Below are 16118 nucleotides of genomic sequence, written 5' to 3'. Positions count from 1 at the left end.
GAAAAAAGGGCAACTTGGTGGTTGCCCTTTTCTTTTAGAAGCTACTTCAGTACGATATTCCCCACATACTCTGAACTCCCATTTTTTGTACTGAATTCAACAACTAATACATAATGACCAGGATCATTCGTAAAGGAAAATGAATGATCGTTTGGAGTTAAGGACGTTAACTCTATTTTCTTATCACCTTGCCATAATGATACTTCGATCGTCTCATTCGTGTATTCTCCGCCATCTTCTTTGTTTTCTAGTAAGATTAATTCAGCTGATTGGTTAGGCGAAACCTTGATTTCTTTTTGTTCACTAGCTAGCGTTAAAGGGTTCTCTACTTTATTCTTAAACTCCTTGTCTTCTGTCTTCCAATTAACATTTGCTTTCTTCAAAGAATATACGTCTTCGTTAACGCTAAGTCTTATCTCTGGTGGTCCGGCATCATAGTCTTCTCCAATACAAGCAGTTAATAAAACAATAAAAAAGAATCCTGCTATCACATTTAAGTATCGTCTCATAACACGCCTCCTCCTTCTCCTAGACTGCCGTTTAGATTGATCGTTTAAAGAGTTGATTGAAAATTTGTCTAGCTATCACATAGCAAAAGGCACCAATTGGAACAACCAACAGATCAACCCATATTCCATTCTGATATTGTTCTGGGTTCTGAAAGTAAGCTAAAAACATGATCCCACCGATAAAAATTGAGGGAGTAAAAAAGAATACCCATGGATTCATTATATATTTCATCTTCACTGAACTTAATTGTATGGCTTCATAAATTAGTTCAGCCATCCCTGCTACGAAGAAAATAATGAAGAAACCCCCTAAAACACTGGATAAAGGTGCTATGTTATCGGCTCCTGGATTGTAATGCTCCATGATCATATAAGAAAGCACACAAAAAACGAGGGTAACGAATACGGTGTTCCAGAGAAAACGTGAAATCTTATAAAAGGGATATACTGCTTTTTTCATTTCCCAATTCATTTTTTTCTCGTTTCCGAATGCCTTTATGGCAATCTGTAACGATTCTTGCTCAGAGTATCCCTTTATCATCAACTCATTCATGTGATCATTTAGGTGCTGTATCATCTCTTCTCGAATGTCCTCTTTCTCTTCTAACGGTAGACCTTCTACGATTACATCGATATATTGATCTAAATTCTTCATAACAAGCCCTCCAACGTTTTATCCATAAGCTCATTAATTTGTTTCCAATCTTTTCGCTTTTCCGTTAGGATTTTTCGTCCAGTTGATGTTAAAGAATAATATTTACGCCGATTACCATCAGGTCCGTGTTTCCAATAAGAAGTCACACACTCTTTTTTCTCTAACCTTTTTAAAGCAGGATAAAGGGTTCCCTCGTTCATGGAGAATTCTTCGTTACTTAATATTCGTAAATTCCTTGTCATTTCGTAGCCATAACTATCTCGATCAACTAATAGTGAAAGAAGCAAGATTTCTATGCTCCCCTTCAATAGTTCTTTATCCATGTTCAACCTCCAATATTTTCTAATTATATTGTAATACGATGTACATCGTATTACAAGGGTGTTACCCCAAAAAAACAGGGCATTTTATTAGTACCCCGTGTTTTGTTTAATTGTCCTTTAGTTTGTTAAAATTCTTTACTCTCTCCCTCATAACGAACTGCATGAAATCCTAGTGTTCGTGATAATTTAGGCACATGTAAAATTAAGAACAACGATCGAGCGGAACTGAAAAGAATAAAAGCTAACCATAATCCATGATTATCTAAACGTGCTGCTAAGAAAAGAGAAATTAAGAAAACGAGTAATGCTAGAATCATAGTATTACGTAATGAAGAGGCTTCTGTTGCTCCTACAAAAATTCCATGAAGTACAACTCCAAAGCTTGAGACGAGCGGAAAACATACGATCCAAGCTTCGTACGTACCTACTTCATGAAGTACTTCAGGTATCGAGGTGAACATTTGGTGTATCTGATCATTGAATAAGTAATATACACTTGAAATGATGAGTGATGAGATAACTGCCCATTGAAAAGTGAGTCTTATCGTTGTTTGATAAAGTGTCTTATCGTTAGAACCTATTGCTCTTCCTGCTAATATACTTGAAGCATTGGCGAATCCATCATATATATACGCCATGATGTAGTGGATCTGAATCAAGATGGCGTTTGCCGCAAGAATCTCTGTACCGAAAGTGCCTCCTTTTGCCGTAAAAACATTAAACACAATTAATAAGCATAATGTTCGAATGAATAGATCTCTGTTCATCCTCATCATTTTTTTATAAGAAGATAGATCGATTGATTTTATTTGGAGAATCTTTTTACGTTGCTTAGCGGGAATCGCTTTCCAAACAATGACTAGACCGATTACGAAAGTAGAGACCTCCGAAATCAATGTAGCCGCTGCAACCCCTCCCACACCCCATGAGAAGACTTTAACAAATAGAATATCAAGTACAATGTTCGTTACGTTCATGTACATTTGAAGGAACAAAGTTTTCTTAATCATTGCCAGTCCCATCATCCATCCTATGATTACATAATTGAGCAGTCCGAATGGTACACCCCATATACGAATGGCAAAATAATCTGTTGCTAGAGACTGAACGACTGGATCAGATGTCAACAGCGGTAGAAACTGTTCTTTTATCGGATATTGGAGTGCAACTAAAATTGCGCTTATGCTCAGTGCCAGGAGCAAAGGTCTACTGAGTGAACGTAAAATATCTTCCTCATTTTTTGTTCCATGTGCTTGTGCAGCAAATCCAGATGTACTCACTCTCAAAAATCCAAACAGCCAATACATCGTATTAAAGATAATCGTGCCGACTGCCACTCCAGCTATGTAAGAGGAATCATCCAGCTGTCCAACAACAGCCGTATCAACTGCACCAAGGAGAGGAGTAGTGATGGTTGTAAGAATCAGCGGTAGTGCCAATCCTAAGTATTTCGAATGATTCAATAAAGTTCATCCTCCTAAAATAAATAAAACCAGCACTTTATTTAAACAAGTGTTGGTACTCTTCCATTACTGGTCTTGTTCCATACTCATCTCTACTAGCATTTTTGTATAAGGGTGACGAGCTGTGGAAAAAAGTTCTCTCGTTAAAAATGCATCAACTAAGATACCATCCTTTAATACCACGATTCGTTCGCACATGAATTGGACAGCAGCGATATCATGCGAGATGAATAGAAAAGAGAGGTTCAAGTCTCGCTGTAACTTCTTTAACAGGTTGAGGACTTGTGCTTGTACAGAAACATCCAGACTTGAAGTAGGTTCATCGCACACCAGCAGATCTGGTTCTAAGCTAATTCCCCTCGCTACGGCTATCCTTTGTTTTTGTCCACCACTTAGTTGGTGTGGATATCTCTCCAGAAGTTCAGGTGACAGGCCCACTTTTTGAAACAAGACTTCGGCCATCTTCTTACGATCATGTCTTACTTCTTTTAAAAATGAAGGGATAACGTCTGGATAATTTTCTAACGGTTCAACCACAGACTTCCACACAGGAAGTTTAGGGTTTAATGACCCGGCAGGATCTTGAAACACGATTTGAAGGTGACGCCTGAATGCTTTTAACGCTTGTGCTTTTAGTGTGTGGAGGTTACTCCCTCTAAAATGTACATCTCCTTGATCAGGTTTCTCTAGCCCTAAAATGATCTTACCAAGAGTACTCTTACCACTGCCACTCTCTCCAATGATCCCCATGCTTTCACCAGGTTGAACGGCAAGTGAAATATCACGTAAAGCTGGTTTTGAGTGATACGTCTTCGAGATTGAATTAACGTGTAACATATCGTTCTTCCCTTTCTGCATTCACCAGATGACAGGCAGCCGAATGGTCTGTTCCTAAGCTACTCATTGGCACTATGTTGCTGCAGGATTCCATAACACTCGGACATCTTTTCGAAAAAGGACACCCCTCTTCAGCTATTAATCCAGGTTCACCAAGCATAGTCGTCAATTCATGTTGAATATACTTATTCAATCTGAGCCTCGACTGAAGTAATAGATTTGTATAAGGATGGATGGGATCCGCCACTACAGCTCTGGTTTTTCCTATTTCTACAATTTGTCCACCGTACATAACGCCAACTGTTTGCGTCCGGTTAATAATATGTTTCAAATCGTGTGAGATTAGGAGAATTGAGCAATTCAACTCTTCTTTAAGTTCAGACAGGAGATCTAGAATTCTTTCTCCGGTTAACACGTCTAGAGCAGTTGTTGGTTCATCTGCAATGATCAGTTTCGGCTGAAACATTATGGCTGATGCGATAGAAGCTCTCTGCAATTGTCCGCCACTAAGTTCATCAGGAAAGCTGTTAAATACACGTTCTGCAGGTAAGTGGACTTTGTTCAGCCAATGAATAGCCACTTTCTTTGCTTCTTTTCTACTCATGTCAGTGTGACATCTTATAATCTCAATAAATTGCTTTCCAACTTTTATGAATGGAGTGAAAAAGCTTTGATAGTTTTGTGAGAGGTAAGCAATATCACGACCGCGAATATTTCTTAGCTCTTTTTCACTTAACGACGTGATCTCTGATTGACCAAATATAACAGATCCGCTTGTAACTTCCAGAGACTTAGAAAGCATTCCCAAAATCACGGTTGCCGTCAAACTTTTTCCACTGCCGCTTTCTCCGACTAACCCAAATATTTCACCTTGAGGAATAGAAAAATTTAGATTGCGGATTAACTTTTCCCTGCTGTTGCGCACAGTCACTGAAAGGTTTTCCACAACGAGCAGATTATTCTCACTTGAAGTTGTCGGTGTGTTCTCAAACATTGCAAACCTCCTCTCTATCGACTTTTAACATCCCATTTGTCTCGCAATCCTTCACCCATCAAGTTAAATGCTAATACTACAAAAAAGATGGCTAAACCTGGGTAGATCATTAATTCTGGCGCACTCTGAAAATAAGGTCTTCCATCATTTAACATCGCTCCCCATTCTGGAGCTGGTGGCTGTGCACCTAATCCAAGGTAAGATAAGGAAGAGATTGTAAGGATTACTTTTCCGATATCAAGGGTAGCAAGGACAAGTACAGGAGAAACAATTTGCGGAAACATATGTCTTCGGATAATCTTCCAGCTAGAGCTTCCCCCAACTTTTGCAGCTAGAACATAATCTTTGTTTCGTTCAGTGATTACGATACTTTTTACGACCCTTGTATAAGCAATCCACTTAACAAAAACAATCGAAATCATAAGATTCGTCAAACTTGGTCCTAAGAATCCAGCGATCGCTATCGCTAAAATAAATTCTGGAAGAGCAAGTATACCATCTGCTAAACGCATAAACACTGTATCCAATCGACCACCGATATAACCGATTACGAGACCGATTGGAATTCCGATTAGTGCAACAGTCACTACAACAAGAGCCGTTATACCAAGTGTTGACTGGGCACCGACTATGAGTCTTGAAAATATACATCTTCCCATATGGTCAGTTCCTAAAGGGTAAACGCTACTCGGTGGGGAAAGTCGTTCAGACATATTCGCTGTGAAGGGATCATTTGGAACGATAAACGGTCCAATTAATGTGATTAAAATGATGATAATAAAAAATATGATTCCACACTGAATCAGTAAATTTTGTTTCTTGAAGAAAAATGGAATTTGATTTATTCTAGGCATCTGAATATTCATATCATAATGCCTCCTCTTTTCGTTTCATTCTTGGATCAATCACATAATAAGATAGGTCAACGATTAAGTTTGTGAGAACTACAAATACTCCAGTTAATAGTACGTACCCTTGAATGACCGGATAATCCCGATTAAGTATGGCGTCAATAGCTAGACTACCTAATCCTGGCCACGAAAAAAGAATCTCAACCACAACTGATCCACCTAAAAAGCTTCCTAAACTCAAACCAAATATCGTGAGAACAGGAAGGATAGCCGGTCTAAACGCGTGCAACCACAAAATTCTCCACTCTTTTACACCTCTTGCTCTTGCTGCGTAAACATAGTCTTCAGACAAACTTTGCAGAAGACCCGCTCGTAGCAATCTCGCATAAATAACAGCATAAGTAAAACCTAACGTGAAAGCAGGTAAGATGATTTGAGGATACGAACCGATACCTGAGGAAGGTAGAACACCAAGCTTAAATGCGAAAAAATAGATTAAAATGAGGCCTAGCCAAAAACTAGGAATAGATGCCCCAACTAATGCTAGGATTCGACTGAACTGGTCTGGCCATCTGTTCACATATTTCGCTGACCACACGCCAAGTGGAACTGTGATGCAAAGCATGAGGGTCATAGCGAAAAAAGTAAGTTCAGCTGTAATGGGTAGTCGCGTTAACAATTCTTCGACAACCGGTTTTCCCGTCATATATGATTTTCCTAGATCAAACTGCATTAGGTTGAGCATCCATCTGCCATATTGTATATACAGAGGCTGATCAAAGCCGAGCTTAATTCTAAGCTCAGCTTGATCTTCTTCTGTTACGACCATTTCATCGGCATTTAGGATGGTAAGAACAGGATCTCCTGGTGCCATCTTCATCAATGTAAACGTAAATAGGGATAGAATGAATAAAACAACAATCAGCTGTATAACCCTATTCTTTATAATCGTAAACACATTATTTCACATCCATATTGTGTGTTAGAATATAATACTCCTCTGCCGTAGGCTCCCAGTTCACAATGCGTTTGTTCATCCCAATAATGATATTTGGATAAACTGCATAGCTGTGGGCAACTTCTTTGTTGATTACCTTTGCTGCTTCTTGAGTTAGCTTTGTACGTTCATCTAAATCTGTTGTTCGGTTTAACTCTTGTATTAGAGTGTTGAGTTCAGGAATGTTAATCTTTCCAACATTTAATGCTCCGGTTTCTGTAAATGCTGTGTTAAAGAAGTAGCTTCCGTCTCCTCTTGGAGAGGTGTTGTTACTGTACGTCGCTATATCCCAGTCTTTGTTTTCAGCTAGATGCGTATCTGCATTCTCAACCGTCTTAATGTTAATTTTAATTCCTGCTTTACTTGCGTCAGACTGTAAAAGCTGCGCGATTAAAGGAAGTTCTGGACGAGCTTTATACGTAACGAGTTCAAGAGTTAACGGTTTCCCGCCTTTCTCCATTAAACCTTCTGCATTCTCTTTATAACCCGCTTGTGTTAAAAGGCTTTTAGCTTTTTCCACATTCAATTCTGAAACTTCTTCATCTAGTCCAAACGGTAATGTACTGTTAAATGGACCGTTTGCCTCAAGACCATGTCCTAGCATGATGTCTTTTGCCACACTCTCACGGTCAAGCAACAAATCAAGCGCTTGTCTTACCTTCAAGTCCTTAACGTTTTCGCTTTGACTGTTATAAAGAACAAAATGTGCACGTAGTCCAGGAATAGATTTTACATTAAGTTTATTATCTTTTTTTATCGCATCTAAACTCTCTGCAGGGAGATTGTAAACAACATCAGCTTCTTTAGACTGAAGTGCCAGTGCTCTAACGTTAGCATCTTCATTAAATTTAATCATAGCTGAATCTAGTTTCGGCTCACCTGCCCAATAATTTTCATTCTTCTCTACTTCAACAAATTGATTGGCTTTAAATTCTTTGACTTTAAAAGCACCTGTACCAACAGGATTATTTTTAAATGCTTCTTCTCCATCCTTATTCGCTGCTTCCATATTTACAATTGATGTATAAGGATTTACTAGTTCAGAAGGAAGCGCAGGATAGGGCTCAGTAGTATTGATCGTAAGTGTTTGTCCATCCGCTTCCATCGATTTAATCTTGAGTGAACCTTCTAAAGATTCATTCGCTTTTAAACTTCTCTCTAATGATTGTTTCACAGATTCAGCATCAAGTTTTTTACCATCTTGGAATTTTACATCATCACGAATGTCAAATAACCACTTTTGATTATCTGATGTTTCCCATTTTTCAGCTAACCAGCCTTCAATATTTGATTTCTCATCTAGTTTTAATAGGGTTTCTGTTATTCCAGCACGAATCGGAATAAATCCAGTGTGAGGGTCTAAGTCTGCTGCTTTAAAGCTGAAGATCATGTTAACATTCTTTTCTTTATCTTCTTGTTTCTCTGTGCTTTTTTGCGTGGTTGAACAACCAGCGATGAATACAAGAACCAAACATAATATACCTACTAAAATATTTTTATAGTTTCTCATTCATTTACCTTCCTTGCCTGTTAGTTTATAATCGTAATCATTACGGTTTGTAAATCAAAAAAAATAATGGTTAAAGTTTATTGAAAGATGCAATACCTATGTATTAAGTAATCTGGAACACTAAAAAACGAAGTAATCATAAAATCTACTACACCCTTATACGAGGTGTTCTTTATGCTCGCCCTTCTGTTCCTTGTTAATTGCTACCCCCTCACTCCTACTTTAATCGTCATCATTACGATTTACATATCGAATTCTATCATTTATTAAATTTGTCGTCAATCTCTGAACGAATAAAACTATAAAAAACCCATCAGTGATGGGTTTAAGAGATTTGTATAAGTATGAGCATATAGAGTGGATATGACAATTTAAGAGCCAGATGACTTACTTCCCGAACCAAAGCCTGAACCTGATTGAGAACCGGTTGACGAAGGAGATGTTGTCACGTTCGTACTCGGCTTTGTTGCTGGTTTAACGGTTGAAGGAGCAGTTGTAGCAGGTTTCGTAAAGGTAACTTTTCCTGCAGGTTTCACTTTGGACGTATTCGCTAACAAGAATATCCACCACGGAAAAGAGCTTTCATTAGCATAATAGTTGGATTCCAGAGTAGATTCTCCGTTTTCATAGACATCATCTAAGAAAATGATAAGCTCATCCTCTTGATATTCCAGTCCGTTTTCTTCTATATAATTCTCCATTGCTTCTAAGTCCATATCTGGATATTGAGATTGCAAATGATCTAGTTCAATCTCCTCTTCAACAGAATCATCATAGGTTGGCTCTTCCGAATAAGAGGTTGAGTAGGTTTCATCTTCAGTGTAAGTTGATTCATCTTGAACAGCTATATCTTCTCTAGAACTGCAGGCACTTAACGCAACAGCTGCAGACAATATGCCTCCAATAAGCTTTTTTGTCTTTGTCATTGTGGTTATCCCCTTTTTCAGAATTCCTAAATTCCCATACATTCCCCATCGATGAATATCCTAGAAAGTAAATATATAGCACTTTTTAAGTATTCAATATCATAATATCATCTTTTTCAATTATTTTACAATTCCCTTAAATAAGCATGAAATGAAGATCACAACCTTCCATATTATGTTATAATTCAGACCGTTAAAGGGATTTTTAGAAATGGGGAGGCACTATATGGATTTTATTTTTATTCTGCTTATACTTTGTGGATTTTTAACCGGAATTTTTGCGTGGTATCGAGACCGAAGTAAGGAAGATAAACGTTATTCTTGGTTGAGTTATTTATCTTTAGTGTTTACTCTTTTATTAATTCTAGTGATGTATAGTACTCGAGGTAGCTTTCTGATCTATACAATAGCAATTGGTTCTCCCCTATCATTAATACTATGTGGCTACACGCTATTTAAAAGAAGGGAGAAAAAACTTCTTGCTGGTATAGGTCTAATCCTATCTTTGATATTGAATGGAATTGTATTTATTATTGGTACTTTCGTTATTACAAACACTTAATCCTGATTTCTAAGGGTTACTCTTGGAAGGAAAACTTTTTTCAGGAGTTAAAACGTATCAGAGGAATATGTGAATTGATGAAGGCAGTGATAGAAAGAACATGTGACCATAGTGCATTTTAATAAAAACACCCAATTATTTGTGTTTGCATACCATACTTACAAAATTGGCAAACGCCTAAGAAGAGGTGAAGCACCTTATGGTTTCATATATGGATTATACATCTCCCTCTACTCAATTTACGTTTGATGTAAATACGAGTCCACTGTTCAAAAAAGACAGCCGAAATTATATCAATGTATTAGGTATTAACCAGTTGAATACTTTAGAAGACGTATCATTATTAGACATCTTTATGAGTACGAGCAATGTTGTTGAGCCTCATTATCATCAGAATGCAGCAGAACTTGTCTATTGTATCTCAGGCTCTGTTCTTGTATCGATCCTGAATCCATTTACCAAACAGTTATTGAACTTCAAGATCACACCTGGCCAAGTGGCAAACGTTCCTCAAGGCTGGTGGCATTATGAAATCGCTTTAGAAGATAACACTCATATTCTAGCGATTTTTAATGCACCGACTCCACAAGTTATTCTCGGTTCAGATATACTGAGATTCACCCCTGCTAATGTTATGGCGCATACGTATTGTCTTGACGAGAATCAATGGAGAGAAACCGTTGCCCCTGTTCAACCTTCTACTTATATAGGACCTTACACGAACTGTCAGCGAAACGGTGAATATACCTACCATGCAAACCATGAACAAACCTATCAGCAGATGCAATATGTTCAACAGCATCCTGAAACTCCGTACGTTCAGCCTTATCGGAATGTTTGGTGGAGGGGATAAAAGGACAGCAAACCGACCCGTAAGGAACTGGTCGGTTTGCTGTGTTTTCATAGGTATTCGTTAAAATCTATTTTGTTGATCGACTGCTTTCTGGAGGTTCTTGCATACATAAATGTTTAATATCGCTATGCTTAACTCTAGATTTCAAACCCTTCTTTTTATTATGTTTATCAACCAAAACAGCTAAAACAATGATAATAGTCAACGGGATTAAAAAGTATAACCAAAACATGAGTCGACTTCCTTTCTCTATTTGCTTCTCAGATTATAAGACTGTTGAAATGATGTAAGATTAGTCATCTTTTGCACGTATAACAATATTGCCATACCTCACAAATCGCTTTAAAGAATTATCTTTGGAAGGTTTTTCTTGGTCTAAATAAAATTCACGTCGTCCATTTATAACGAACAATATGAATAATAGTGTGATACCTGCAAGCCCCAAGAAGAACCAAAACATAACACTCCACCTTTCTTATATAAAAAAAAGTCATTATCAGAGGATGTTATTATAATTATATTAAATATACTTAATTTTACAAATATTAATGGTAAAATAAGGTTGTTTTTATTAAAAAATTATTGGGGGTTATGTTCAAGGTATGGAAATAATGTACTTAGGTCTCTTTTTAACTTTATTTTTATATTTCGGAGTCCCTATTCTTGTCTTAATATCTCTCATTAAAGTTGTGGATTGGCAAGTAGAGCAGATTCGTCAACGTAAGTTAAGATATGAGTACTATGAAAAGAAAAGTCAAAAAAAAAAGGGAATCTTGATTGATTTCCTTTTTTCTAGCCTTCTACATTGCAGCAAACGCAGTGGTATACATCGTATCCATGAGTGCGCTACAGTCTTCTATCGTAACCTTATAGTATGTATAAAAAATTTTAAAATATGGTGATATCCCGCAAGCACAAATACTAATCATGGATAAAGTCATCCAACTATTGCTGTTCTTGCGCAATAAATTTGCAACTGGCAAAATCCAAGCAATCATTCCAAACGCCTCCATAAATTTCTCATTACTGTTACATGTTTTCTCTAAATTCTAATGAAAACCCTCTATGTATATTTGTTTAAAGGGTATTAAAATAAAAAGCAGCAAAAATGTTCCAAGCTCCGTGCAATAAAATAGGAATAGAAAGAGAACGAGTAAATTGATAGATAACAGCCAATAAGATGCCAAACACAAAAATTTCTATTGTGTAAGATAAGGACATAGACAAGTGAGCGAAAGTAAATGTTAGAGAAGATACAAAGAGTCCTATAACCATTCCCCTTGTTTCGTACAATTTCCGATAGATAATTCCTCTAAAAAGGGCTTCTTCAAAAACAGGTGCTATTACTCCAGTTCCCAAAAGAAATAAGACTATTTGCCATTTTTCGGCTAATGGGTATTGAGAAATAGGACTTGATAGTATGTCCCACGTACTTTCAAGTGGGATTTGAAATAACCAACTGCATAAGAAAATCATTAACACAAATCCTCCAATGAGCCAAGCGTAATTGTTCCACTTAATTAACGCTCTGATGCTCCAAGAGCTCATTAAATAAGCACGGGTTGGACTGTATGTTATAAGACCAATTATAAAACACAATTCTATGATTGCAGAACCATTATACCAAGTGAAAAACCTGATATTTGATTGCTTATAAAGAACCACTCCCAAAGCCATACAACCAATCATCACAAATAAAATACCCACTACTTGCTTCCAAGTGAGGATTTGTTTATGAACTTGCATTTTTTCTAAACTTGGCTCCAATGTTCTTGCCCCCTTTTCTTTATTTGCAATAAAATAATCACAATTAATAATAATCTTATCAATAAGATACCATAAAATGTAAATTATATCGTATCACATAAAAAACAATATTCTTTGTGAAAAAAGCATAAAAAAACACTGTAACCAACCGATGGTTACAGTGCTAAAATGATTATTTCTTCATTAGTGAAACACGAAAAGGATACAGGTTTGCTGTCATGATCTTCCCCTTGACTGCTGGATCATTTTCCATGAATTCTTGTGCTTCTTCTTCGTTTGTATTTTGAAGAATAACAACACCAAACGATGCATCTAGACATGGTCCAGCCAATACCAATTTTCCCTTCTCTAACAAATCTTGAAGGTACAGAAAATGAGATTGAAGCTTTTCTTGTTCCTCTTGTGTTTGATTTTCCATTAAATCTGCTCTTATTGGTTTAATTTGATATAGAAATTCAGTGATTTCCAAATGTATCTCTCCCCTTTAGAGAAAGAATTCTATCGGTTTATGAAAAATCCTTTAATTGCAACTATCTTCTTTTTTTAGATCCTTCAGACTTTCTCTGCATGTTTTTCTCGTTTTTTGGAGCAGTTCGTTTAGTTGATGATCCTTTATTAACACCTTCTTCTACGATGACTTGTCCTTTTTCAAGCAGCTGCTTTTGAAGAGGTACGTTCATCTTCGCAGTCCATTTTTTCACAGAAGTTAGTTCTGCTTTCGTTACTAAGGAAACGACTGTACCTTCTTTGCCCATACGCCCTGTTCTTCCAGATCGGTGGACGTATTGCTTTACGTCTTCTGGCATTTCAAAATGAACAACGTGTGTAACGTCAGGAATATCTAATCCACGTGTCGCAACATCTGTTGTTAGAAGAACAGGAATCTTTCCATTCTTAAAGTCGTTGATTACTTTTTGACGATCTTGTTTAGTTGAATTACCCGCCAATACACCTAGCTTGATCTTCTTGTACTCAAGTTTTGTTGCGAACTCATCCATCTTCATCGAACTATTGATGAAGACCATCGCTTTAATTCCAGGAGTATGACGAATAAGTTTGCGCAAGTTTTCGACTTTATCACGGTAATCAGACACCATAAACGTATGCGAGACTTCGCTCTTTACTAAGTCTTTTTCTACTTTAACGATAACTGGTGCTACTGCTAATTTTCTTGACCAGTCTTCTGTTTTGTTATTGATCGTAGCGGATACGAATACAAGCTGACGGTCTTTTAAAGTAGCTGCGATTACTTGTTCAACGTCTCCGTTAAATCCAGCTTCAATAATGTGATCCGCTTCATCGATCACAATGGTTTTTACTTCATGCACTTTAAGTTTTTTATTTTGGATCAATTCTTTTACTCGCCCAGGAGTACCTACGATAAATTGTGGTTTCTTTTTCAATTTATCCAACTGACGCTGCATGTTTGCTCCACCAATGAGAGATGCCCCGCTTAGTCCGCTGTTTTCGCTGAACTTCTGACATACCTCGTATATTTGCATCGCAAGTTCTCGTGTTGGCGCTAAAAAGAGCACTTGAGCATTCTTAATTTCTGGGTTTAACTTTGATAGTGCAGGCAAAGCATAAGCAAGAGTCTTGCCTGTCCCAGTTGGAGATTCGATGATTAAATCTTTGTTTTCTAACTGCTCAGGTATTGCTCGTTCTTGAATATCTGTAAATGCTGAAAATCCGCTTTTGTTCCAAGCGTTTTGGATAAATTCCGGAAAGTTTTGTAGCGATTGTGTCATTTTTTATACCCCTTAAAATATTCATTCATTTCTTTCATTGACGCAATTAATTGTTCAAGTACGGATGAAATTCGTTCAGGTTCTTCTTCAGCAACCGGTTTCTGCAATTGTATAGAAATCGTGTTGGTAAATACATGTCTTGGTTGTCCATATATATAAGTAAGTTTTTGCTGAATGTCACCTTTTAAATCTCCGCTTCCCCATTTTTTCAGTATGGATTGAAGTTGTTTGCAATCTGTTTCAATTTCATAAACGGGAGTCTCAATCACACAGGATATCTTACTGCCTGCTCCTTCTGGGTTATCGTTTAACTTCTCCATAGCCAGGTCTTCTAGATTTGAAGTTAAGGAAATCGTCCCTCTCATAGATTCCCCGATTGCAGAAACTACAAAATCAATACAATAATTTCTTTCGATGATTGCTTGATCCATTAAATCTTTACGATTAATGATCTCAATTTCTCTTGAAAAATCAAGGTCGTACACAGCTCCTTCGAGCACAACCTTTAGATTATCATAAACAGATGGATGATACATCTTGTTCTCTCCCTAATTTTTAAAAACAATATTTTAGTACGGTACGTGAAATTATTGATTCTCGTTTTCCGCCATTTGATTTTTCATCTGGTTCAATACATAGAGAACAGATTTCACCATCTCTGTGATCCGTTTGTCTTTCATTTTCTTTTGAAAGACATAAACGCCTAAATAGCCGATATTTTCAGCAGCGGTCTTGATCTGAATCGGGTATAGATACTTGGGTTTGTTAGCGATCACCCAGTCTCTCGCGAGTGGCTCCCAGTCTTTCACGCGAAAATGGATGCGATCGGCAAAAGGTTTCACCTCTGTAAAAAAGTCCGCTTCCGTTTCTCTCGTTTTGGTTTCTGTCTTATAAATATGAAATGCTTCATCTATATCAGCGATTAGTTTTGTCGTTAATGTATATAAATGGTCCATTAAAAAAGTCCCCCCATTCTTTATATCCTACCAAAGAATGAAGAGACTTACACTTTTTGATTTGTTTTTCGGTCTTTTTTGTAGCAGAGAGCTAGCTTTGTATGTTGTTTGCTACTTTGAAAGTTGATAGGAGTGAAAGGTGCGAGACTCCTGTGGGACGAGTGGTCAGGTGAGACACTTAGAAGCGCAAAGCGGCAAGTGGCTCACCGGTCGCCCCACGGAAAGCGAGCATCCTGTAACGGAAATCAACTTCCCTCATATACATTCTATAGCGTAAACAAACTGACAAACCAGTTCTTCTTTGCTTTTTCTTTTACATATAGTCGCTCTTCAGGATAATCCTGCTTTAGAAGTGCCACTTCTAGATCTTGCAGACGCGCTTCCATGTTCTCCATCTTTTTGATCAATTCTTCAAGCTCTGTTGCATGCTGCAGCATTTGATATGACACCACACCATCTGCTTTTTCTTCCACTTTCTTTTCCAGTGCCTCTATCGCTTTATTCAAACGATTAAATTTATCTTCAAATTGGGTTGGTAGTTCCATTGATTGCTCTGTTGAATGCATCGACTGAACTTGTATGTCACTCATCAAAAGTCCGTTATCGAGTTGAGCTTTAATCTCTTTTAACTGCTCGATGTCGTCTTGCTTAAATAGATAATGACCATGCTCATTCTTGTCACATTGTATGTTAAAATGTCTGACCCAACGCTGAACTGTTGTTGGATTCACCCCAAGTTCTTCAGAGACCGTTTTGGTTTTCATCAACACCATTTCCATCATGAATCCCTCCCCGTTTTCTTGTGAGTACTATTTTCTAGCATCCTCACTTCATCCCCTTCACACCTGACAAAACTAGTTTTCATTCGGCAAAGAAAGTGGAATACAACGGAATCATTACAATTTCGACACTCAATTTGTTGATTGTTTGTATATTCAGTCGCAACAACTCCAAAACTAAGAGCAGTTCAGGTGATTTAAAAAGGAGGTGCCAACATGAACCAAGACAGCAAACAGCAAAAACAGCAGGATCAGTACACGAACCAAGAAGAAACGGGTACTCAAAAAAGAGAGCAAAAGAACAGCACAGGCTATGGTGACAAAAAGCTGAACGGCCCTGATATCCCTAGCACATAAATCAGTAAAGACGGCTCAAAAAAGCCGTCTT

General features: G+C 37.4%; 19 protein-coding genes. 3 read left to right on the top strand and 16 right to left on the bottom strand.

Translation table 11 applies throughout. The features are described 5' to 3' along the window. Positions 1 to 41 precede the first annotated feature (41 nt). From IHV12_RS17205 to IHV12_RS17160, 10 genes are all read right to left on the bottom strand, one after another. A complete protein-coding gene (locus IHV12_RS17205) occupies positions 42 to 509 on the bottom strand; it encodes a hypothetical protein (RefSeq protein ID WP_197191581.1) in 468 nt (155 codons plus the stop codon). 31 nt (positions 510 to 540) lie between these two features. Further along, positions 541 to 1164 carry a permease prefix domain 1-containing protein gene (locus IHV12_RS17200; RefSeq protein WP_197130484.1) on the bottom strand — a complete coding sequence of 208 codons (624 nt, stop codon included), beginning with the start codon at positions 1162 to 1164 and terminating at the stop codon, positions 541 to 543. Continuing rightward, the gene (locus tag IHV12_RS17195; protein ID WP_197191580.1) at positions 1161 to 1487 is read right to left on the bottom strand and encodes a PadR family transcriptional regulator; all 327 of its coding nucleotides are present in this window, start codon (positions 1485 to 1487) and stop codon (positions 1161 to 1163) included. The genes IHV12_RS17200 and IHV12_RS17195 overlap by 4 nt, the downstream gene beginning before the upstream one ends. A 125-nt stretch (positions 1488 to 1612) precedes the next feature. Beyond that, complete coding sequence (locus tag IHV12_RS17190; protein ID WP_197191579.1) at positions 1613 to 2950, bottom strand: MATE family efflux transporter; 1338 nt, start codon at positions 2948 to 2950, stop codon at positions 1613 to 1615. A 66-nt stretch (positions 2951 to 3016) separates the two neighbouring features. Then, a complete protein-coding gene (locus tag IHV12_RS17185) occupies positions 3017 to 3787 on the bottom strand; it encodes an ABC transporter ATP-binding protein (RefSeq protein ID WP_197191578.1) in 771 nt (256 codons plus the stop codon). After that, on the bottom strand, positions 3774 to 4781 hold the full coding sequence (locus IHV12_RS17180) for an ABC transporter ATP-binding protein (RefSeq protein WP_197191577.1): 1008 nt from the start codon (positions 4779 to 4781) through the stop codon (positions 3774 to 3776). The genes IHV12_RS17185 and IHV12_RS17180 overlap by 14 nt, the downstream gene beginning before the upstream one ends. A gap of 14 nt (positions 4782 to 4795) precedes the next feature. Next, entirely contained in the window at positions 4796 to 5647 is an 852-nt protein-coding gene (gene nikC, locus IHV12_RS17175) for a nickel transporter permease (protein WP_197191576.1), read from the bottom strand. A gap of 1 nt (position 5648) precedes the next feature. Then, positions 5649 to 6590 carry a nickel ABC transporter permease gene (gene nikB / locus IHV12_RS17170; RefSeq protein WP_370568828.1) on the bottom strand — a complete coding sequence of 314 codons (942 nt, stop codon included), beginning with the start codon at positions 6588 to 6590 and terminating at the stop codon, positions 5649 to 5651. A 1-nt stretch (position 6591) separates the two neighbouring features. Next, positions 6592 to 8139, bottom strand: a complete 1548-nt coding sequence (nikA, locus tag IHV12_RS17165) for a nickel ABC transporter substrate-binding protein (RefSeq protein WP_197191575.1) — start codon at positions 8137 to 8139, stop codon at positions 6592 to 6594. 371 nt (positions 8140 to 8510) lie between these two features. After that, the gene (locus tag IHV12_RS17160) at positions 8511 to 9065 is read right to left on the bottom strand and encodes a hypothetical protein (RefSeq protein WP_197191574.1); all 555 of its coding nucleotides are present in this window, start codon (positions 9063 to 9065) and stop codon (positions 8511 to 8513) included. Between the two features lie 226 nt (positions 9066 to 9291). Between IHV12_RS17160 and IHV12_RS17155 the strand changes: the two genes are divergently transcribed. Continuing rightward, a complete protein-coding gene (locus tag IHV12_RS17155; RefSeq protein WP_197191573.1) occupies positions 9292 to 9627 on the top strand; it encodes a hypothetical protein in 336 nt (111 codons plus the stop codon). A gap of 199 nt (positions 9628 to 9826) precedes the next feature. Next, complete coding sequence (locus IHV12_RS17150; RefSeq protein ID WP_197191572.1) at positions 9827 to 10480, top strand: cupin domain-containing protein; 654 nt, start codon at positions 9827 to 9829, stop codon at positions 10478 to 10480. Between the two features lie 1077 nt (positions 10481 to 11557). On the opposite strand, the gene IHV12_RS17145 is transcribed toward IHV12_RS17150, so the two are convergent. The 6 genes from IHV12_RS17145 to IHV12_RS17120 all read right to left on the bottom strand — a co-directional run bounded on the left by IHV12_RS17145 (position 11558) and on the right by IHV12_RS17120 (position 15733). Beyond that, complete coding sequence (locus tag IHV12_RS17145) at positions 11558 to 12247, bottom strand: CPBP family intramembrane glutamic endopeptidase (RefSeq protein ID WP_197191571.1); 690 nt, start codon at positions 12245 to 12247, stop codon at positions 11558 to 11560. 172 nt (positions 12248 to 12419) lie between these two features. Further along, the gene (locus IHV12_RS17140; protein ID WP_197130522.1) at positions 12420 to 12716 is read right to left on the bottom strand and encodes a YciI family protein; all 297 of its coding nucleotides are present in this window, start codon (positions 12714 to 12716) and stop codon (positions 12420 to 12422) included. 61 nt (positions 12717 to 12777) lie between these two features. Continuing rightward, positions 12778 to 13995, bottom strand: coding sequence for a DEAD/DEAH box helicase (locus IHV12_RS17135; RefSeq protein WP_197191570.1), 1218 nt, complete (start codon positions 13993 to 13995; stop codon positions 12778 to 12780). Further along, positions 13992 to 14531 carry a hypothetical protein gene (locus IHV12_RS17130; RefSeq protein ID WP_197191569.1) on the bottom strand — a complete coding sequence of 180 codons (540 nt, stop codon included), beginning with the start codon at positions 14529 to 14531 and terminating at the stop codon, positions 13992 to 13994. The genes IHV12_RS17135 and IHV12_RS17130 overlap by 4 nt, the downstream gene beginning before the upstream one ends. A 51-nt stretch (positions 14532 to 14582) precedes the next feature. After that, positions 14583 to 14951, bottom strand: coding sequence for a YppE family protein (locus IHV12_RS17125; protein ID WP_197191568.1), 369 nt, complete (start codon positions 14949 to 14951; stop codon positions 14583 to 14585). 266 nt (positions 14952 to 15217) lie between these two features. Further along, on the bottom strand, positions 15218 to 15733 hold the full coding sequence (locus IHV12_RS17120) for a MerR family transcriptional regulator (RefSeq protein WP_197191567.1): 516 nt from the start codon (positions 15731 to 15733) through the stop codon (positions 15218 to 15220). A 213-nt stretch (positions 15734 to 15946) separates the two neighbouring features. Here IHV12_RS17120 and IHV12_RS17115 point away from each other — a divergent pair, with 213 nt between their 5' ends. Then, complete coding sequence (locus IHV12_RS17115; protein WP_197130538.1) at positions 15947 to 16087, top strand: hypothetical protein; 141 nt, start codon at positions 15947 to 15949, stop codon at positions 16085 to 16087. Positions 16088 to 16118 lie beyond the last annotated feature (31 nt).

This window comes from Fictibacillus sp. 7GRE50 (assembly GCF_015903875.1).
Lineage (GTDB): Bacteria > Bacillota > Bacilli > Bacillales > Fictibacillaceae > Fictibacillus > Fictibacillus phosphorivorans.
The sequence above is the reverse complement of the archived record's forward strand: the minus strand, read 5'-3'. Positions and strand labels throughout refer to the sequence as shown.